The sequence below is a fragment of the Dyella nitratireducens genome (genome assembly GCF_014642835.1).
Lineage (GTDB): Bacteria > Pseudomonadota > Gammaproteobacteria > Xanthomonadales > Rhodanobacteraceae > Dyella_B > Dyella_B nitratireducens.
This window is the reverse complement of record NZ_BMJA01000003.1, coordinates 231711-249990: the sequence shown is the minus strand read 5'-3', so window position 1 is coordinate 249990 and position 18280 is coordinate 231711. Positions and strand designations below refer to the sequence as shown.

The following is an 18280-nucleotide window of genomic DNA, read 5'->3' as shown; positions in this document are numbered from 1 at the left end:
ATTCAGCCCAGCCACACAAGCCAGATGGCGAGCGTGACTGCTGTCCACATGCACAGATAGACAATCACCGGCACAGGCATGGCGGCGTCTACACCCGTTTTTAGCAGTACGCCACGAATGATCGCTACGAGGACAATGCCCAGCAGCGCGCACACCATCCACGTCGGGAAGTAGGAGCCGAGGATGTTTCGCGAGGGCGAGGCGCTGCATGCCGCCATGGCCATCGAGAACGATGACGCGAGTGCTACGCGTAGATAGGCATGTCCGTGCGTCGTTCTAGGTGAGTGCATGTGAGCAACCTTGTGTAAGCCAGTCTTGTGCATGGAAACGGCGGTCACGCCGCTTCCACCCGTTTGTTGTTCGCCAGCGACTTGCGCCATGCGCCCGGCGCAACGCCCATCTTTTGCGTAAACACGCGGCTGAAATGGCTTTGGTCGGAAAAGCCTGCGTTGAAAGCAATGTCGGCCAGTGAGGTGTCGGGGTCCGCCATGAGTTCCAGCGCGACGTCGATACGGCGTGACAGCAGCCATTGATGCGGCGACATGCCGGTGCTCCGTTTGAAACCTCGCGCCAGCGCGCCCGCCGAAAGACCACAGGCTTCCGCCAATTCGCCGATGGAGATCCCTTCGAACACGCGCTCCCGCATCATTTGCATGACCAGCCGCTGCTGCCACGGCGCGAGCGCACCGCGAACGATGTCGGGACGTATCGAAGACCCGCTGTACGTGGCCGCCATGTAGGCGCACAGGCCTTGCAGGAGGTGATCGGCGAGTGACTGGTTCGCTGGGGCATCCTTGTTGAAGATCGGCAACAAGGTCTGGCCAATGCTGCCGATAATGGTGTCCCGGAAGCATTCGCCAGGAAGCATGGCCAGCCCGGCAATGTTCGTTTTTCCGAGCTCCTCGCCGGCTTCGACAATGGCTTGCCGCGGCATGTAGAAATACAGCGAATGCAACGGCTCGCCGATATAGGCGATGGGGTCGCAGCGCAGGTCCAGTACGTAGGATGTGCCTGCCTCATAGGCAGTCGAACACACGGAACGGCCGTCGCACCAAAGCTCGTGCGTGCTCTGTTTGCGCAAATTGAGGCATACCAGGTAGGCATCGTCGTTGCCCATCGGGGACGTCATGCCATAACCGGATTGGTCGATCCTGAGCTCCGTGACCGCAAGGCGCACGCCATGCCTGGTCTGGCTATGGAGAACCGGGGGATTGTTTAGGTGAAACGAACGGCCGAGCCGATCGCCGAATGCACCATGATTCATGCGCACCTCTCCGGGCCTGATGGCCTTTGAGCGTTCTTGGTTGAACGTCGTCCTGAATGGAAAGTACGCGCATGCGTCAGAGGCCGAAGCCTTCGTCAGGGTAGACTTGCTGACACAAAAGGGATGCGTCGAATCACTCGAAAGTGTAGATGGGTCCCATATGGCAGCCGTGTCTCACTGCGTTCGCTTTCGATGGCGAGTAGCAGCCCGACGAGCGTATGCGCTCATTCCATGGTTTTAATGTTTATCGGGGTCTGGGCAACGCATGGTTGGCGCTGACCTTGGCTTGATGTTGGATCGTGTGAATCGCGGTGGCTATCCCCCGCGTGGGGGACCGTTGTGCGTATTTGTAATGTCGGTCGTTCAAATCTTGCCTCACCGTCATTCCGGCGAAAGCCGGAATCCAGTGAAATATGCGTCCGAAGGACACTGCATTAGGTTTTGAGTGCTTCGCACAACGTATTGAAACTGGATTCCGGCCTTCGTCGGAATGACGGTGAGGTATGAGCGTGCATTACCGCAAGGCGATCATTCAGAAACCTTCGCTCACCCCATAAACCGCGCAAAACTCTGCTGAAGCCGATGCCCCGAAGGCAGGCTGTCCAGCAGCCGCTGCGCCTTCCTGCCAAACAATTGCTCGTGCATCGCTGCGTTTTCGCTATCACCTTGCAGCCGATGCACTTGTGCGGCCGTGCGGTGAATCCGCCAATCGGCCAGCGGCGCACCCATCACGTCGGTCATTCGCAAGGCATCGTTGATCAAGCGAGCGGCGAGGGTGAGATGGCCTTCTTCGATGGCGACGCGGCATCGCACTTCGCGCGCCATCGCACGCCATGTGACTTCCATGGTGCGGTCGGAGCGTTCCACCATGCGGTCCGCATGCAGGCGTGCCTGTCCGATATCGCCGGCTTGCAGCAGGGCATTGGCAAGCGTCCACTCCAGTACGAACAGCCAATACCAATCCGTGAGCACCGGATGCTCCAGCATGTCGTGCTCGAGCCGCTTCAGGATGTCGATGCCGGCATCGAGATTGCCGAGCCCAATTTCCATGGCGCCGCCGAGCAGGGTGCAATGCCGTATTTCATTCGGAAGCACCAGGGTGTAGAGCGCCGCCGGTTGATGGCCGGTTTTATCCTGGTAGAAACCGAGCTTGATGCAAATGTCTTTGATGGCTTGGAAGTCACCCGCCATCAGATAGAGAAAGCCGCGCAGCGTCTCCAGGGTGCAGATGCTGTAGCGATTGGCATTGCCGACGAAAAGCGCTTCGCTGGCGTCGAATTCCTTCAGGGCCTGGCCCCATTCGCCCAGCATCGTGTACGCCCATGGCCGGCCCAGGTGAGCCATCCAGATGGCGCGAAAGATGTTGAATTCGGGCCGGTCTGCCGCGTGGCGTATCAGGATGTCCAGGTTCGCATCCACGGTTTCCAGGCACTCGCGGTATCGGCTGGAGATCAGGCAGATCATGCAGTATTCGATCAAACCCCAGGCTGTGATCTGGCGGTCCGGGCCGTTGCGCAAAGGAATCAGGTTTTCATCGCAAATCTTGGCCAGCTCCGCATCCCATCCGCTGATCCAGAGGCGCCAGGCGGCACTGCTCAACCGGATGCGTGCCTTCAGTTGCGGCTCCCGTTGCGCATCGCTCAAGCGGGCGGCGTTTTCCAGATGCGCCACCGATGCGGCCGCATCTCCCCAGCTCAAGGTGAAGGCCAGGCCAAGTTGCGCACGCGCCTGCATATCGGGGCGACGCAGTTGCTCGGAGCGTTGCACAAGCTCGTTAAACACCTGCAAGGCGCGCGGATCATGGTTGGTGGCGTAGATGGAGGCGCGATCTTCCAGCAGCACGGCCAGGGTGGATTCGCGCTCGGCTTCGGGAAGATGGCGCGCAATCTCGTCGGCCTTGTCGAGAATCGCGAGCGCATCCTGGTGCGCATAGCGGCGCTTGGCGGTTTGCAAGGCGATCTTCAGATAGTTGAGCCCTTTGGACCACTCATGCGCGTTGGAGAATTGCTCGGCCAGTTCGAACGCCGCATGTGCCCGCAGCTCACTGGGATACGACTTTTCCAGTTCCTTGCCGATCAAGGCATGGCTTTGCGCCAGCCGCAAAGGTCCCTGGCGGTTCAGCAGCACTTCGCGAAGCAGGGCGTGGTTGAACCGATAGAGCCGAACCACCTCGCCGCTGCCCAAGGTATCCATGTCATGGCGATGAATGAAGCTGCGGGTTCGGCAAAGCGCCTCGCATACTTCCTCGAACCGGCGTGCGCTCAGGCCCGCGGCGGTGGCGGGCACGATCGGATTGAACACTTCCCCCACCGCACTGGCCGCTTCCAGAATGCGCTGCGTTTCATCATCGAGGCTGGCGATTTTGGCCTCGATGACGTGGCTGATCGTCTGTGGTATCTCGAAGCGGATCTGGGAAAGCGGTACGTCGTTTTTCCATCGCCCGCGATCGGCGGATATCGACCGGGTACCTTTCAGGTGATCCAGGATCGTACTCAGGAACAGCGGGTTGCCGCTTGATTGATGCAACAGCAGTTGCACGAACGAGCGGCTTTCTTCGGAGTCATCCGCCTGGACATACTCCGCGACGTCATGCTGGTCCAGCCCGGTCAAATGGATGGACTCGCACAGCTTGTGCAAGAGCAGTTCGTTGACCAGTTGTTTCAATGCTGGCCCGCGTGTAGCCAGTTCATCCGAACGATAGGTGGCGATCAGCAGCAGCTTGACGGCCGACTTTCGCCGGGCGAACGCCGAAATAAGATCCAGCGTGGAAAAGTCGGCCCAATGCAGGTCTTCCAGCAGCAGCACGAAGGCTTCATCCTCGGCCAGTGCTTCAAGCAGTTCGCAGAATTCGCCCAGCATGCGGCTGCGGGCCGATATATGCGCCATTTTCTGCAACAGGGCGCGATGTTCGCGAGACAGCAGGCCGGCCAGCTGGCTGGCCCATGAAGGCGCCAGGGAGATCAAGGCATCCTGCACCTTGTTACCGTTGGCGCCCTTTATCAGTCGGGAAAGCGCTTCGATGATGGGATAGAAGGGCTCGGCACCACCAAAGCCTTCGATGCAACGGCCATATGACAGCGGCACATGACGGGTGGCGATGTCGCTGCAAAACGCCTCGGCCAAGGAGGTCTTGCCGATGCCGGCATCGCCATGCACGAAGACGATCTTCGATTGCCCATGGCTGGTCTGCACGAGTGCTTCGCGCAACATGTTCAATTGCGCCGCTCTGCCAATCAGCGACGGCGCCGCAGGCGATGAAAGATGGTTGTCCGTCTTTTGCGGGGTCGCGATGTCCGCAATGAAGCGGTAGCCGCGGCCGCGATGGGTTTCGATATAGCGCGGACGCTGGGCGTCGTCACCAAGTGCGTTGCGGATGGCCAGCACATGCCCTTTCAACACTTCGGGTTGAACGGCCACGCCGGACCAGAGCGCTTCCAGCAGTTCTTCGTGCGAGACCAGGCGCCCGGGATGTTCGACCAGGTAGCGCAGTACGTCGAACGCCTTCGCGGTGATGGTGACCGGCGCAAGCCCGCCTTCATCGGAGGTGCGCCACAACTGATGGTTGGCTGGATCGAGCCGAAAGGGTTTGAACTCTTTCATTCGATCACCGTGCTTTCAAATGAGCCCCAATTCGGTTGCGCGGGAGACGGCCTCGGCGCGGTTCTTGGACGACAGCTTGATGAAGATGTGCTTGGCATGCGACTTCACGGTCTCCGGCGTGATCTGCAATTCGCGAGCGATCAATTTGTTGGATAAGCCTAAGCTCATCAACCGTAGGATAATCGCCTCGCGCGTACTTAGGGATTCCACCAGGCGGTGGTTGATTCTGAATTTCTTGCGGGCGGGAACACGTACTTCCGGCGCCGTGAGCAGGCGTCCGACGTAAGGACCTAGATGACCGAGCTTCCCCGCCTCGGAGGATCGCCAAAGCTGCTTGAGAGGCGTTTCGATCAACGGCATGTCATCCAGGAAACTGCGGAAAAGCCCGGCGCTGGCGCCCTGATGCAAGGCGGCAAGCAATTCTTCGTGGGCGCGCGCCGTCTCGCCGATGGCATGGAGCGCACTTGAAAGCAGAATGGTCAGCTTGACCACCAGCGCAGGGTGATTGCGGTCCAGCGCCGCGTTGCGCAGATCTTCAAGCGAGCGGGCCGTACCCGGACCAGGCCCGTTCGCCAGTTGCAGGCGAAGCCGGGCCATTTGCAAAGGCCACGCTTCGATGTCCTTGGGACGAATCTTTGCATCGACGCTGCCCAAATAAAGATACAGGTGTTGCAGGGCTGCCTCGGCAAGATCGACACGTTCGTCTTGAAGGCGCAACGCCACTTCTTCCGCCTTGCAGCGAAGCACCAGCCTGGGCCAGCGGCGTTCCCTACCTATTTCTTCGCCACGGTGCAGGAGCAGCAATGCCATGTTCTGGCTGCCTCGTGCGGCGGCAATTTTTGCGGAAAGCACGTAGGCGATGAGTGCACTCTCGATCGCGCCGCTCTCTTCGATGGCCGTGAGCCGTCCTCGCAGCAGCGTATCGGCCTCGTCCACGGCGCCGGCTTCGTAGTGCAACTGCGCCAGTACAGCGGTGGGAAGCAGCGATGCGTACGTATTTGCCGTGGTCGACTTGTGGCACAAGAGCAAGGCGTCCCGGGCCAGACGTTCGGCCAGCTTGAATCGAAGCTGCTCGGCTTCCGCCGTGGCCTCGATGGATAGGTTGACGATGGCCGTCAGCAGCGACATGGCATGGCTGCGCGGCGCTTTGCCCCACGACAGCTCATAGAACGGCATGAAGTCGCGCGCCCGCCAAAGACAAAATTTCTTCACGACTTCAAGCATGGACCGGTACCGCGCGCCGGTACCGCGTGCCGACACCGATTGAACGCGACGCATGGCTTCATCGATATCGTCTTGCCAGAGGCTTCCGATGGCCAGCAGCGTTTCGACTTCATCATGCGGAAAGTAGAAGCTGAAACGATGTTGTTGCAGATAGGCATGACGCAGCATGGTCGTGACTGCGACCGCGTCGGTTCCATTCATCGTGCTCACGGCATACCAGGCAGCATCCAGCAGATTTCTGAGCGCCTCATCAGGATTGTCGAAGTCGTGCCAATCCTGCACCCATCCCAGATGGGCAGGCGCGGTCGCGCTGTGTGCAACAGGAAAGAGATTCATGCATCCGCCCTCCGACCGCCGTGAAGGAAGCTGAAGCGGGACCCGTCCTGCTTCAGCTGCGTACGCTGTCGGGGTGATTGCTGCTACACGCCCAGCGCCAAAAGTACTCATCACCTAATTCACCTAGCAGACCATTGAATCGTCCAGCGTGTGATGCGTCTTTTTATGCAGGACATTAGGCGAGATGACGCGCCTTGTCGTGAAATTCAGGTTTTGGCTTGGTCTTCTTTTGGTTTTTTGGTGAACCAGCGGCAGGGCGCGGAATGAAACGGGTGCAGCGGTAATCATCACCGTTTTTACTCCGGTGGGATGTCCCCCTGATTAGGTACTTTTGATCAAGCGCCCACGTTTCGTGGAACGCTTTACGGTTGTGATTCCATGAAGCCGCGACGGATCGCAATCATCACGGCGTGCGTGCGGTCCTCGGCGCCCAGTTTGCTCATGATGCTTTTCATGCGCGCCTTGACGGTGTCTTCCGAAATGCACAGGGCCGTGGCGATGGCACGATTGCTGTGGCCTTCGGCCACCAGCTTCAACACGCCGACTTCGCGTTCCGTCAGTCCTTCCTGCCCGGTATGGCTGGCGATCTCCTGGGCGACTTCGGGCGCCATGGTGTGACGCCCGCAAAGCGCACTGCGAACCGCCTTGATGATTTCATCGCGGCGCGCCGTCTTGAGCAGATAAGACGTCGCGCCAAGCGTAAAGGCACGTACCACCCGCGCGTCGCCGGGAAACGTAGTGAGCACGATGATGGTGGCGTCGGGAAATTCGCTGCGGATGGTCGTGATGGCTTGCAGGCCGTCGACATCCGGCATCTGCAGATCGATCAGCATGATGTCGGGTAGCAGCTTGTGGAATTGCTCGATCGCTTCCCGGCCATCGGCCGCCTCGCCAACCACCTCCATATCCGGCTCTTGTTCAATGACCGCGCGCAGCCCATCGCGCATGACCGGATGGTCATCCACGACGAGAATTCCATACCTTTCCTTTTTCTCGTTCAAACCATCCACCTGGAAGAATATTTATTAAAAACAATATCTTGATAGGTCATGACAGACCCTGGTCGATGGGGACTATGCGCTGCGCAAACGGTGACTTCAATGCTCGAAAGGGTAATTCGGGAGCCCTTCCACGTGCATGCGAAAAGCACATCTGCGCGCAAAAATTTGCAAGAAAACCATCGGCTGCCAGGCGTAGCGTAAGGTCCGCGTACGTTTAATGAGGGGCCGCAACCATGACTATCGAAGGCAGTGTGGCGTCATGGCCGTCACGCAAGGTGGGCGCCTCGGTCCTGAATCAAGCAGTCGATATCGCCTTTCTCCATATCTCGCAATTGGCCTCGGCGATAGAGGGCGATCCGTCGCGCGTCAGGGAGTGGTACCGATCGGTGTGTATCCGGGAACTTGGCGACATGACTGCGCAGCAGCTTGTCAGGCAGGGTAGTGCAGACCTGGTGATCGGTTTTCTACGTTCCATCCTGCGCGGGGAGCGCCATTGAAGGTATGCGTAACATAGACCCGTTCAAGGATATGGTGGTGCGGCTGGAAGAGATCCACGCGACGCACGAACAAATCGCGCTGGCTGCATTTTCTGTGCTGGAAGAGCGGCTGGGCAATTTATCCAGCATGTTGGTCATTGGCCTGGGCGACAGGACACGCGCCGTGCGGTGGATGTGCACGCGCCATCGGGACCTGGATGGACGAAATGCATACCAGGTTATCGCCGATGGCGAGGAAGACCGTCTTTGGGACGTCGTGCAAGGCTTGTGCGGAACGCCGGAGCTTTGATCTGCGCGAACAGCGTGGCGTAGGTTTCCGGCCTTTGCCGTCACGTTTATCCAAGATCGCCCGAACCACGAATGTCATAGTTCGTTCGACATTCATCCGGGAAGGGCCACATGAAAAGCCGTTTTTTCGCCCCCCTTACGCCTCGCGGGCTCTCCAGCATCTCCCCGTCACCGCCTTGGCACTATGCCGGCGACTTTCTCGTCATCGATTTTTGGGCGCGTCCCGAAGCCGTCACCTCGCTTCTGCCTGAGGAGTTACAGGCCGATGCCAAGGCGGAAGGACATGCACAGGCGTATTTCATCGATTGGCAATTCACCGGCGAGCACGATGAGTTTCTCAATCCGGCGCGTTATCAGTACCGGGAATTTTTCATACTCGTGGATGCGTCATTCAACGGCAAGCCGGTTGCGTATTGCCCCTATATCTTCGTCGACAACGATGCGGCGGTCGCGCGTGGCTGGGCGCAGGGCTTCCCCAAGCGGCTTGGTTCGGTTTTCCAGACGCGCCTGTTTGCTGCGAGTGGCCCCGCATCACCCAAGCTTGCGCCCGGAGGCCGATTTGGCGCGAGCGCATCGACCAGTGGACAGAGGATTGCGCGGGGCATCGTGACGCTCGAAAAAGCCGTGACGGATCTCGCTGCGCTGGCTTCGCGTCCCACGATCAACATGCGTCACTTTCCTCGACTGGCAGCGGGGCAATGGGAGCGTCCGGCCGTGCATGAGCTGGTGGAGTCCGTGATGGACAACTTCACGGTGGCTGATGCATGGATGGGGAAGGGCGAGTTGACGTTGCCGGAGTGCGAAGGCGAGGAACTGTCGGATCTTGCACCGGTGCGTTGCGGTAATGGGTATCGCATGTCGGTGTCGTATGACGTGACGGATCTGAAGACGTTGGTGGATCATTCTGTGAAGTAAGGTACTGGATGATCCGCTTCACAAGGATCGAATCTCAGTCATGCTGGCTTTCGCCCGCTGCTGTCCCGGGAAGTTTCGTAGCACCTCACCGTCATTCCGGCGAAGGCCGGAATCCATCGCCAGTACGAAGCGTGGATTCCGGCCTTCGCCGGAATGACGACGTGGCAAATGGGGGGCTTTATGGTGGCGGCGATGCAATCGTTAGCGCTACGCCATCACCGCAACAAATTCACCTTCGCCAAATCCACCAATTGGCTACCACGCCCATCCAACACCGCCTTGATCATGAACAACCCAAACTTGTAAGCCTCATCGAATGTCGTCTTCGGCGGCATCGCCAATTCCTGCCGTGCACTGACCACATCGACCAGGGCAGGGCCTTTATGCGAAAACGCTTCGACCAGCGCTGCATGAAGATCCTCGGCGCGTTCCACACGAATCCCTTTCACACCGACGGCATTGGCCATTTGCGCAAAGTTGGGGTTGACCAGGTCGCAGCCGGTATCGAGAAAGCCGTTGGCCTTCATTTCCATCTCGACAAAGCCCAGCGTGCCGTTGTTCAACAGCACGATTTTGACGGGCAGATCCAGCTGCGTCAGTGACAGAAAATCACCCATCATCATCGCGAAGCCACCGTCGCCGGACATCGAGATCACCTGGCGGTCAGGGCAGGCGACCTGGGCGCCGATGGCATGCAGCATGGCGTTGGCCATGGAACCGTGATTGAACGAGCCGACGATGCGGCGCTTGCCGTTGACCTTGAGGTAGCGCGCCGTCCACAAGATCGGCGAGCCGACATCGCAGGTAAAGATGGCATCCTCCGTCGCCAATTCACTGACCAGCTTCGTCACGTACTGGGGATGGATGATGTCGCTGCCACGCCGCGGATCGGCCAGTTCGTCGAGGCCTTTGCGTGCCTCCTTGTAATGCGCGAGCGAAGCATCGAGATGGCTGGAATCCATCTTCTCCGGGATAGATGGAAGCAGCATCTGCAGTGTTTCGCGCACGTCGCCGATCAAGCCAAGGTCGAGTGGGCAGCGGTTGCCGAGTGCTTCGGGGCGCACATCGATCTGCGCAACCTTGGCGTTCTTGGGAAAAAATTGGCGGTAAGGGAAGTCGGTGCCAAGCAACAGCAGCGTGTCGCAATCCTTCATGGCGGCATAGCCCGATGAAAAGCCGACCAATCCGGTCATGCCGACATCATAAGGATTGTCATATTCCATGTATTCCTTGCCACGCAGCGTATGCACGATCGGCGCCTTGAGACGTCGCGCCAGTTCCACGACTTCGTCGTGCGCGCCAGCGCAGCCGGCGCCGCAGAAGATGGTGACGCGCGTGGCGTCCTTGAGCAGACCGGTAAGCCGCTTCAGATCTTTCAGCGACGGATGCAGAATCGGTTTGGTCGGCAGCACCCAGCGAGGCGCTTCGGCGACGGCCTCCCGCAACGACACGTCTCCTGGAATAACCACGACAGCCACGCCGCGTCGTGCAACCGCCGCGCGCATGGCGCGGCCCAGTATCTGCGGAAGCTGCTGCGGGTTGGAGACAAGTTCCGCATAGTGGCTGCATTCCTTGAACAGAATCTCCGGATGCGTGGCCTGGAAGTAATCGATGCCGATTTCGCTGCTGGGAATATGCGAGGCAATCGCCAACACCGGCACGCCACTGCGATGGCAGTCGAACAAGCCGTTGATGAGATGAAGATTGCCGGGGCCGCAGCTGCCGGCGCAGACCGCCAGTTCGCCGGTCAGGTGCGCTTCGGCACCGGCGGCAAAGGCTGCGGCTTCCTCGTGGCGCACATGCAGCCATTCGATCGCGTTGCGGCGGAAAGCGTCGGTCATGCCATTGAGCGAATCACCGACAACGCCATACACGTGCTTGATGCCTGCCTGCTGGAAAACTTTGGCGACGTATTCGGCGGATGACATGGCCATGGTAGAGGTCTCCCTGGGTGGCAAGTTGCGGGCGCGGCAAATCGGCGTTCAAGGCAATACCGATGAGCACATAGACGTTAGCGCCACGGGGCGCTGCCGGCTTGTACGCATTTGACGGGCTATGGATCAAACACACCGGTGTCATCAAGACATCATGTGTGGCGCTGGTTAATTGAGGGTTCGATGTCTGAAGTTTTCCAGCATTTTTGAGCGGATCGAAAGTGAGCTATCCACCGCTAAAAGCTCCAGTTTTTCCTTGTTGTCATTCCGGCGAAGGCCGGAATCCATGCTTCGCACTGGCGATGGATTCCGGCCTTCGCCGGAATGACGATTCGGTAATTTCGATGATCAGGGTTAGCCGAATGATTTCATTGAGACCATCGAGTGAAAACGTACAGAAACCTCGGGCGCGGTGTCGTATCCGTTCCTTGCCGAACGTTTTCGTCCAAGATCATTCGGACACGGCCACCTATCGTTCATCCACCCATAACGATCGCGTGGCACGGCGACAGCCTTCACGCGAAATCCGTTGCGACGCCTCCGTTCTCCGAAGCTGCCAAGTTCGGTGAGGCCAACGTGTCGGTATGCGGAGATGGGATCGTGTGTCGGAGACCGAGCATGCCGTTGCCAAATGCGTCAAAAACCATACTCAGAGTAGGCGCAGCCATGTCGTGCGTATGGCTTGCGGCCTGTCATGAAGGCGTGTTGGTCCCTAAAGGACCGGTTGGAGCAGAAGAAAAGCAACTGCTCCTGGAGGCGCTCATCCCCATGTTGATGGTCATTACGCCCATCATCCTGCTGACGCTGTGGTTCGCTTGGTGGTTTCGCGCCGGCAATGCGCGTGCGAAGTACAAGCCGCGTTGGGAGTATTCCGGTTATGTGGAATTTTCCATATGGATGATTCCCCTGCTGGTCATCCTGTTTCTTGGCAGTCTCGCCTGGGTAGGCGCACATCAGAACGATCCCTATAAACCGCTGGCCTCGAACCGGAAGCCGATGACGGTGGACGTGGTGGCGATGGACTGGCGCTGGCTCTTCATCTATCCCGACCAGGGCGTTGCCAGCGTCAACGAGCTGGCCATTCCTGTCGGTACGCCGATTTCCTTGCGGCTTACGTCGGCAACCGTGATGAATTCATTCTTCGTGCCGCAACTCGGCGGCCAGATTTACGCCATGCCCGGCATGGAGACGAAGCTGTCGTTGCTGGCGGATGAGCCGGGAAATTACCGCGGATTGTCGGCGCAATTCAGTGGCGATGGATTCTCCGACATGCACTTTCAGGTGCTGGCCACGGATGACAAGGCGTTCAACGCCTGGCTCGATCACGTCAAGGCGCAAGGTGCGGCCCTGGATGACGCCACCTACAACCAGCTCGTTGCCAGGCACCGTACGGGAAACGTCGTTTATTACGCTTCGATCGCACAAGACCTGTTTACCCACGCGATCGACAGCGCAACCAGACGACCCGTTGCAGTCACTGCGTCACCGGCGCAGGCCGGCGTGACGCTTACCGCAGGCCCCACGGAGCGCTGATATGTTCGGGAAACTCACGCTGCAGGCCATTCCGTTCGACCAGCCGATCATCATGGGCACTTGCCTGGCGATCATCATCGGCATCCTGGCGATTCTGGGCCTGATCACGTACAAGCGCAGGTGGGCGTGGCTATGGACGGAATGGCTTACGACCGTTGATCACAAGCGCATCGGCATCATGTACATCTTGCTGGCGGCGGTGATGCTGCTGCGCGGCTTCAGCGATGCGATCATGATGCGTTCCCAGCAGGCGTTGGCCAGCGCCAATGCGCAGGGCTTTCTGCCGCCCGAACACTACGACCAGATTTTCTCGGCGCACGGCACCATCATGATTTTCTTCATGGCCATGCCGTTCGTGGTGGGACTGATGAACTTCGTCATGCCGCTGCAGATCGGCGCACGGGACGTCGCCTTTCCGGTGCTCAATTCGATCAGTTTCTGGCTGACGGCCGCCGGCGCGCTGCTGATCAATATCTCGTTGGGAGTGGGCGAGTTCGCCCGCACCGGCTGGCTGGCTTATCCGCCGCTTTCCGAGCTTCCGTTCAGTCCGGGCGTCGGCGTTGATTATTACTTGTGGTCCCTGCAGATTTCAGGTGTCGGCACACTGCTATCCGGCGTGAATCTCGTGACGACTATCTTGAAGCTGCGCGCACCCGGGATGACGTTGTCCAGGATGCCGGTATTCACGTGGACCGCGCTGGCCGCGAACATGTTGATCATCGCGGCTTTTCCCATCTTGACTGCCACCTTCGCCATGCTGCTGGCGGATCGTTATCTGGGGATGCATTTCTTCACCAACGATGGTGGCGGCAATCCCATGATGTACATCAACCTGATCTGGACCTGGGGGCATCCGGAGGTTTACATCCTGATTCTTCCGGCCTTCGGTATTTTCTCCGAAGTGATTGCCACCTTTTCGCGCAAGCCGTTGTTCGGCTACCGGTCGATGGTGGTGGCCACGATGGTGATTACGTTGCTGGCCTTTACGACGTGGCTGCATCACTTCTTTACGATGGGATCGGGCGCCGATGTGAATGGCTTCTTCGGCATCACGACCATGGTGATAGCGATACCCACGGGCGTGAAGATCTTCAACTGGCTGTTCACCATGTATGGCGGACGCGTCCGTTTCACCTCGCCGGTGTTGTGGACGATCGGCTTCATGGTGACCTTCACCATCGGCGGCATGACCGGCGTGTTGCTGGCGGTGCCGCCGGCCGACTTCGTTTTGCACAATAGCCTGTTCCTTATCGCGCATTTCCACAACGTGATCATTGGCGGCGTGGTGTTCGGTTGCTTTGCCGGCCTGACTTACTGGTTTCCCAAGGCGTTTGGCTTCCGGCTGCACGAAGGGCTGGGCAAGGCGGCGTTCTGGTTCTGGCTGGTGGGTTTCTATCTGGCGTTCATGCCGCTCTATGTGCTCGGCTTCATGGGCATGACGCGGCGCATGAACCACTACGACGATCCGGCCTGGCTGCCTTACCTGTTGGTAGCCGAATGCGGCGCGGTGTGCATTCTGATCGGCATACTTTTGCAAATCGCGCAGCTGGTGTGGAGCATCCGCAAACGCGATCAGCTGCGCACGAATGCGCGTGATCCCTGGGACGGCCGCACGCTGGAATGGTCTACCACCTCACCGCCGCCCGCCTACAACTTTGCGCTGCTTCCAAAAGCAGACACGGTGGATGCGTTCTGGGAGGCGAAGCAGGAGGTCGCCGAGCCGGCCGAGCAGGCTTACGAATCGATCGAGATGCCAAAGAACTCATGGCTTGGCTTCGCGATCAGTTTCTTTGCGGTGCTCGGCGGGTTCGGGATGATCTGGCACATCTTCTGGATGGGCGTTCTGTCACTGCTTGCCATCGTTGCATTGCTCGGCTGGTATTCGTGGGATGAGGACGACGAATACGAGCTGACGCCTTACGACATCGACCGCCTTGAGCGCGTCACGATTCACGCCGGTTAATGGAAGAGGATATCTCTGTGGATGCGGCCATCGCAGGCTCCTACCCCGAAGAAAGCGAAGCGCTGCCAACTCGCCAGCATGTGACGGGTTTCGGCTTCTACGTCTACCTGCTCAGTGACGGCATCCTGTTTGCCGCGCTGTTTGCCGCCTTTGCGGTGTTGCGTGGCGCGACCGACGGCGGGCCTGACGGCCATGCGCTTTTCAGCGCACGAAACGCTTTTATTGAAACCGCATGCCTGCTGACCAGCAGCTTCACCTGCGGCATCGCCATGCTGGCCTGCGATCGGCGTAACCGCTTCATGACGCTGGTCGGCTTTCTGATAACTGCCGTTCTGGGTGTGATGTTTCTCACGCTGGAGATACGCGAGTTCTCCGACCTGGTCGCCAGAGGGGCAGGGCCGGATCGCAGCGCTTTTCTATCGTCGTTTTTCACCTTGGTCAGCACGCACGGCATCCACGTGACCTGCGGCTTGCTGTGGCTGGCCGTGTTGCTGGTCCAGTTTCTCGGCCGTGGCTTCACGCCCGCGATGATGCGGCGCTTTCTGTGTTTCAGCCTGTTCTGGCATGTGCTCGACGTGGTGTGGATCGGGATCTTCACCTTTGTGTATCTGATCGGAGGCTACCTATGACGAACCCGTTGCATGATCCGCGTCGCGCAAACCGTAGTACCCCGAGCCTTCAAGCACATGGCCATCATGGTTCATGGCTTGGCTACGTCATCGGTTATGGGGTGGCGATCCTCCTGACCGTGGCGGCGTTTGCCATCGCCCCTTCGAAGCACATGGCGCCTTTCAGCATCGAGGCGGCGCTTGTCGTATTGGCCATTGCCCAGATGATCGTGCACCTGATTTTCTTTCTGCACATCAATACGGCGCCGGAGCAGAAAACGAACGTCATGGCGTTTGGTGCCACCATGCTGATCATTGCCATCGTCGTGATTGGATCGTTGTGGATCATGTCGCATCTGGCGGCCAACATGGCGCCGATGGATCACCTGATGAACATGCAGCGATGATGTATGGGTGGATGGCTGAGTGATGCACGGACGGCAGCATGAATACGGCTTACATCTCTGCCCTGGCGGGCCTCACCGGTGCCGGCATCGGTGGCCTGACCTCGTTTGCGACATCCTGGATCACGCAGCGCACGCAGCTGCTGGCGCAATACCGCGAGGCGGAGCGGAAACGCCGCGAGACGCTTTTCAATGCCTTCATTGCCGAAGCCTCAAGGCTCTATGGCGATGCCTTGGTCACCGGCAAGGACGACGTCACGCAGCTGGTGAAATTGTATGCCCTGGTGACGCGCATACGTCTAACATCCTCGCCCAGCGTGTTGGTGGCGGCGGAGCGCGCCATGGATACCATCGTCGACACATACCTCAAGCCGAACAAGACGCTGCACGAGCTCAAGCTTTTTGCGGAGCAGGGCGGCATGGATTTCCTGCGTGATTTTGGCGAAGCATGCCGGGCTGAACTGGCTGACGTGATGTGGGATCCATTCGGTCGCCGCAATCACGCAGTATCCGGCCTGGAAACCGGCGATACGTGAGGTCATCGTTTGCGGCGAGCCGGTGTTTTTCCTGCCGCAAGCTTCGGCGCACGCCATTCAGCCACAGTGAGTCTGTTGATGAAAAAGTCAGCCAATGCGCTGACTTTCGCAGGCCGCGCGCGCGTGGTGGGGGTGACGAAGTACAGGCCGCCTTCGGGCAATCGCCAGTCCGTCAAAATGGGCTCAAGCTGTTTGTCCGCGAAGTACTGCGTGGCAACGAACTCCGGCAGTTCGGTGAGCGCAAGTCCCGCAAGCACCGTGGGCAGCAGCGCATCCACGCTCGTTCCGCGCAACAATCCGCTCGGCGTCATGCTGCATTCCTCGCCGTTTTTGTGGGTAAAACGCCAAACGTCGCGCTTGCTGCGGTTGGCGTAGGTAAGACACTGATGGGCACCGAGATCATGCGGATGCTTGGGCCTGCCGTGGCGAGACAGGTAGGCCGGCGACGCCACCACGAACCGGCGCACGGGTGCGATCAGGCGTGCGACGAGCGAGGAGTCTTCCATCACGGCGATGCGCAGCGCGGCGTCGAAGCCCTCGCCGATCAGGTCGGCGTGGGCATCCGTGAGATGAAGTTCGACGGAAATATCCGGATAGGTTTGGAAGAACTCGGGCAATAGCGGAGCGACCCAGCGCGTGCCGAAAGAGAGCGGCGCGGCAAGCTTGACCAGGCCGCGCGGCCGACTTGAGGTCTCACGTGCGACATCCTCGGCTTCTTCGGCTTCGGCATAGATTTTTGCCGCGCGCTCGGCGAGCGAGTGACCGTAGTCGGTGAGCGCCAGCCGCCTGGACGTACGGTTGAACAGCCGGCCTCCCAGCCGCTCCTCCAGGCGGGTAACGGCCCGGGAAACCGTGGCGACCGACACGCCCATGGCGGTTGCGGCGCCAGCGAATGAACCTTCCTCGGCGACTTTCGCGAACATCGCGAGCCCTTCGAAATCCGGCAACTTTGACATGGCAATTTTGCAACGATGGTTTTCAGTCATTTCTATTTCGAAAACTAGCACGCCGCCGTAGATTTGTCCTGCAGCAACTCAATCGTCCCTGCCGGGACCTACCTAAATGAGGACATACGCCATGAGCAACCAAACCTACGCCAGCGCCGCGGTCGTTCCCGCGACTGTTCCTGACGCCCTTACCACGATCGTTCCGGCCATCGGCCGCGTGATGATCAGTGCCATCTTCATCCTCGCCGGACTTTCGAAAATCGCGGCACCGGCGATGACCATCGGTTACATCCAATCGGTGGGGCTGCCGTTGCCACAGGTCGCATTCGGCATCTCCGTGCTGGTCGAAGTCGTCGGCGGCATCACGCTGCTGCTTGGCTACCGCACGCGAATCGTTGCGAGCGTGCTGTTCGTGTTCGCGCTGGTGACGGCGGCGTTCTTCCACCACAACTTCGCCGACCAGAACCAGTTCATCCACTTCTTCAAGAACGTCGCGATGGCCGGCGGCTTGCTGCACGTGGTCGCCTTCGGTGGCGGCCGGATCAGCCTGGATGGACGGCGCGCTTGATCGATCGACGGGAGCGGCAACGGCCGCTCCCGTTCACTACGCTTAAGGAGACGTGTCGTGAATGACCTTACCCATGAACTGCTTTATCGCAACCTGCAGGATGTTTTCGGCGAAGGCGACGCTACCCGCCGTCGCCAGGCCATCGAAGAACTCTATACCGAGGATTGTGTGGTCTACATGCCACTGGGCACACTCGTCGGACACGAGGCGCTCGACAAATTCGCCGGGGATCTTCGCGCGACGCATCCGCACTTTGCTTATACGCCGCACGGCGAGCCTCAAACCCTCCACCATGCAGGCCGCCTTGCCTGGGGCTCCGGCCCGCGTGGCGAGAAGCCCGAATATACGGGGCTGGATGTCATCATCGTTCGTGATGGGAAGATTGCGGCGCTTTATGTCTTTCTTGATGCTGTGCCGGCGTAGCGTTTTCGGAGCGAGCCGTCATTCCGGCCTTTGCCCATTGCCGTCTTAGGAAGATTTTTCTGAAGCTCAGAAAGCTGCCGTTCTATAGGCGCTTTTGCAAAGGAATGCAGCAAGGAACTTGTTCTCACCGTAGTCTTGAATCTTGCCTTATCGTCATTCCGGCCTTCGCCCATTGCTGTCCGGGGAAAATTCGCGAAAGAAATGAGATGCGCTTGGTCGCCGGCACGTTCGCGTGAATC

Annotated in this window: 17 protein-coding genes; 10 read left to right on the top strand and 7 right to left on the bottom strand. The window is 59.2% G+C overall.

Going from position 1 to position 18280, the window contains the following annotated elements; genetic code table 11:
- Window positions 1-2: 2 nt before the first annotated feature.
- The 5 genes from IEX75_RS17140 to IEX75_RS17120 form a co-directional block, all read right to left on the bottom strand.
- Window positions 3-290 carry a YtcA family lipoprotein gene (locus IEX75_RS17140; protein ID WP_188796014.1) on the bottom strand — a complete coding sequence of 96 codons (288 nt, stop codon included), beginning with the start codon at window positions 288-290 and terminating at the stop codon, window positions 3-5.
- 44 nt (window positions 291-334) lie between these two features.
- Window positions 335-1264, bottom strand: coding sequence for a helix-turn-helix domain-containing protein (locus IEX75_RS17135; protein WP_188796011.1), 930 nt, complete (start codon window positions 1262-1264; stop codon window positions 335-337).
- 546 nt (window positions 1265-1810) lie between these two features.
- Window positions 1811-4864, bottom strand: coding sequence for an ATP-binding protein (locus IEX75_RS17130; protein ID WP_188796009.1), 3054 nt, complete (start codon window positions 4862-4864; stop codon window positions 1811-1813).
- A 15-nt stretch (window positions 4865-4879) separates the two neighbouring features.
- Entirely contained in the window at window positions 4880-6424 is a 1545-nt protein-coding gene (locus IEX75_RS17125) for a LuxR C-terminal-related transcriptional regulator (RefSeq protein ID WP_188796007.1), read from the bottom strand.
- A 362-nt stretch (window positions 6425-6786) separates the two neighbouring features.
- Window positions 6787-7398 (bottom strand): response regulator transcription factor, encoded by a 612-nt coding sequence (locus tag IEX75_RS17120; RefSeq protein ID WP_229720954.1) that lies wholly within the window; start codon window positions 7396-7398, stop codon window positions 6787-6789.
- Window positions 7399-7658: 260 nt separating this feature from the next.
- On the opposite strand from IEX75_RS17120, the gene IEX75_RS17115 reads away from it, so the two are divergent.
- From IEX75_RS17115 to IEX75_RS17105, 3 genes are all read left to right on the top strand, one after another.
- A complete protein-coding gene (locus IEX75_RS17115) occupies window positions 7659-7922 on the top strand; it encodes a hypothetical protein (protein ID WP_188796005.1) in 264 nt (87 codons plus the stop codon).
- A 4-nt stretch (window positions 7923-7926) separates the two neighbouring features.
- Window positions 7927-8211 (top strand): DUF2384 domain-containing protein, encoded by a 285-nt coding sequence (locus IEX75_RS17110; protein ID WP_188796002.1) that lies wholly within the window; start codon window positions 7927-7929, stop codon window positions 8209-8211.
- 110 nt (window positions 8212-8321) lie between these two features.
- Window positions 8322-9125, top strand: coding sequence for an acetoacetate decarboxylase family protein (locus tag IEX75_RS17105; protein ID WP_188796000.1), 804 nt, complete (start codon window positions 8322-8324; stop codon window positions 9123-9125).
- A gap of 215 nt (window positions 9126-9340) precedes the next feature.
- On the opposite strand, the gene poxB is transcribed toward IEX75_RS17105, so the two are convergent.
- Window positions 9341-11059 (bottom strand): ubiquinone-dependent pyruvate dehydrogenase, encoded by a 1719-nt coding sequence (gene poxB, locus IEX75_RS17100; RefSeq protein WP_188795998.1) that lies wholly within the window; start codon window positions 11057-11059, stop codon window positions 9341-9343.
- Between the two features lie 618 nt (window positions 11060-11677).
- On the opposite strand from poxB, the gene cyoA reads away from it, so the two are divergent.
- The 5 genes from cyoA to IEX75_RS17075 are packed head-to-tail and all read left to right on the top strand — an operon-like array spanning window position 11678 to window position 16103.
- A complete protein-coding gene (gene cyoA, locus IEX75_RS17095; protein ID WP_308422156.1) occupies window positions 11678-12592 on the top strand; it encodes a ubiquinol oxidase subunit II in 915 nt (304 codons plus the stop codon).
- A gap of 1 nt (window position 12593) precedes the next feature.
- Window positions 12594-14555: a cytochrome o ubiquinol oxidase subunit I gene (cyoB, locus tag IEX75_RS17090; RefSeq protein ID WP_188795995.1), complete on the top strand. Its 1962-nt coding sequence runs from the start codon at window positions 12594-12596 to the stop codon at window positions 14553-14555.
- Window positions 14556-14572: 17 nt separating this feature from the next.
- A complete protein-coding gene (cyoC, locus tag IEX75_RS17085; RefSeq protein WP_229720922.1) occupies window positions 14573-15184 on the top strand; it encodes a cytochrome o ubiquinol oxidase subunit III in 612 nt (203 codons plus the stop codon).
- Entirely contained in the window at window positions 15181-15570 is a 390-nt protein-coding gene (gene cyoD / locus IEX75_RS17080; RefSeq protein ID WP_188795991.1) for a cytochrome o ubiquinol oxidase subunit IV, read from the top strand. Before cyoC ends, cyoD begins: the two co-directional genes overlap by 4 nt.
- A gap of 38 nt (window positions 15571-15608) precedes the next feature.
- On the top strand, window positions 15609-16103 hold the full coding sequence (locus IEX75_RS17075) for a hypothetical protein (protein ID WP_229720921.1): 495 nt from the start codon (window positions 15609-15611) through the stop codon (window positions 16101-16103).
- A gap of 2 nt (window positions 16104-16105) precedes the next feature.
- Here IEX75_RS17075 and IEX75_RS17070 read toward each other — a convergent pair whose 3' ends face one another.
- Window positions 16106-17059 carry a LysR family transcriptional regulator gene (locus tag IEX75_RS17070; RefSeq protein ID WP_188795989.1) on the bottom strand — a complete coding sequence of 318 codons (954 nt, stop codon included), beginning with the start codon at window positions 17057-17059 and terminating at the stop codon, window positions 16106-16108.
- Window positions 17060-17180: 121 nt separating this feature from the next.
- Between IEX75_RS17070 and IEX75_RS17065 the strand changes: the two genes are divergently transcribed.
- Together IEX75_RS17065 and IEX75_RS17060 are read left to right on the top strand one after the other, a co-directional pair.
- Entirely contained in the window at window positions 17181-17618 is a 438-nt protein-coding gene (locus tag IEX75_RS17065; RefSeq protein ID WP_188795987.1) for a DoxX family protein, read from the top strand.
- A gap of 57 nt (window positions 17619-17675) precedes the next feature.
- Window positions 17676-18041, top strand: a complete 366-nt coding sequence (locus IEX75_RS17060; protein WP_188795985.1) for a nuclear transport factor 2 family protein — start codon at window positions 17676-17678, stop codon at window positions 18039-18041.
- Window positions 18042-18280: the final 239 nt, after the last annotated feature.

What these genes read in the sequence shown, in the direction of transcription:
- IEX75_RS17065 (WP_188795987.1), top strand. Translation starts at nt 17,181, where the DNA reads ATGAGCAACCAAACCTACGCCAGCGCCGCGGTCGTTCCCGCGACTGTT.
- poxB (WP_188795998.1), bottom strand. Translation starts at nt 11,059, where the DNA reads ATGGCCATGTCATCCGCCGAATACGTCGCCAAAGTTTTCCAGCAGGCA.
- IEX75_RS17115 (WP_188796005.1), top strand. Translation starts at nt 7,659, where the DNA reads ATGACTATCGAAGGCAGTGTGGCGTCATGGCCGTCACGCAAGGTGGGC.
- IEX75_RS17130 (WP_188796009.1), bottom strand. Translation starts at nt 4,864, where the DNA reads ATGAAAGAGTTCAAACCCTTTCGGCTCGATCCAGCCAACCATCAGTTG.
- cyoA (WP_308422156.1), top strand. Translation starts at nt 11,678, where the DNA reads ATGCCGTTGCCAAATGCGTCAAAAACCATACTCAGAGTAGGCGCAGCC.
- cyoD (WP_188795991.1), top strand. Translation starts at nt 15,181, where the DNA reads ATGACGAACCCGTTGCATGATCCGCGTCGCGCAAACCGTAGTACCCCG.
- IEX75_RS17135 (WP_188796011.1), bottom strand. Translation starts at nt 1,264, where the DNA reads ATGAATCATGGTGCATTCGGCGATCGGCTCGGCCGTTCGTTTCACCTA.
- IEX75_RS17105 (WP_188796000.1), top strand. Translation starts at nt 8,322, where the DNA reads ATGAAAAGCCGTTTTTTCGCCCCCCTTACGCCTCGCGGGCTCTCCAGC.
- IEX75_RS17110 (WP_188796002.1), top strand. Translation starts at nt 7,927, where the DNA reads ATGCGTAACATAGACCCGTTCAAGGATATGGTGGTGCGGCTGGAAGAG.
- cyoB (WP_188795995.1), top strand. Translation starts at nt 12,594, where the DNA reads ATGTTCGGGAAACTCACGCTGCAGGCCATTCCGTTCGACCAGCCGATC.
- IEX75_RS17075 (WP_229720921.1), top strand. Translation starts at nt 15,609, where the DNA reads ATGAATACGGCTTACATCTCTGCCCTGGCGGGCCTCACCGGTGCCGGC.
- IEX75_RS17140 (WP_188796014.1), bottom strand. Translation starts at nt 290, where the DNA reads ATGCACTCACCTAGAACGACGCACGGACATGCCTATCTACGCGTAGCA.
- IEX75_RS17070 (WP_188795989.1), bottom strand. Translation starts at nt 17,059, where the DNA reads ATGTCAAAGTTGCCGGATTTCGAAGGGCTCGCGATGTTCGCGAAAGTC.
- IEX75_RS17125 (WP_188796007.1), bottom strand. Translation starts at nt 6,424, where the DNA reads ATGAATCTCTTTCCTGTTGCACACAGCGCGACCGCGCCTGCCCATCTG.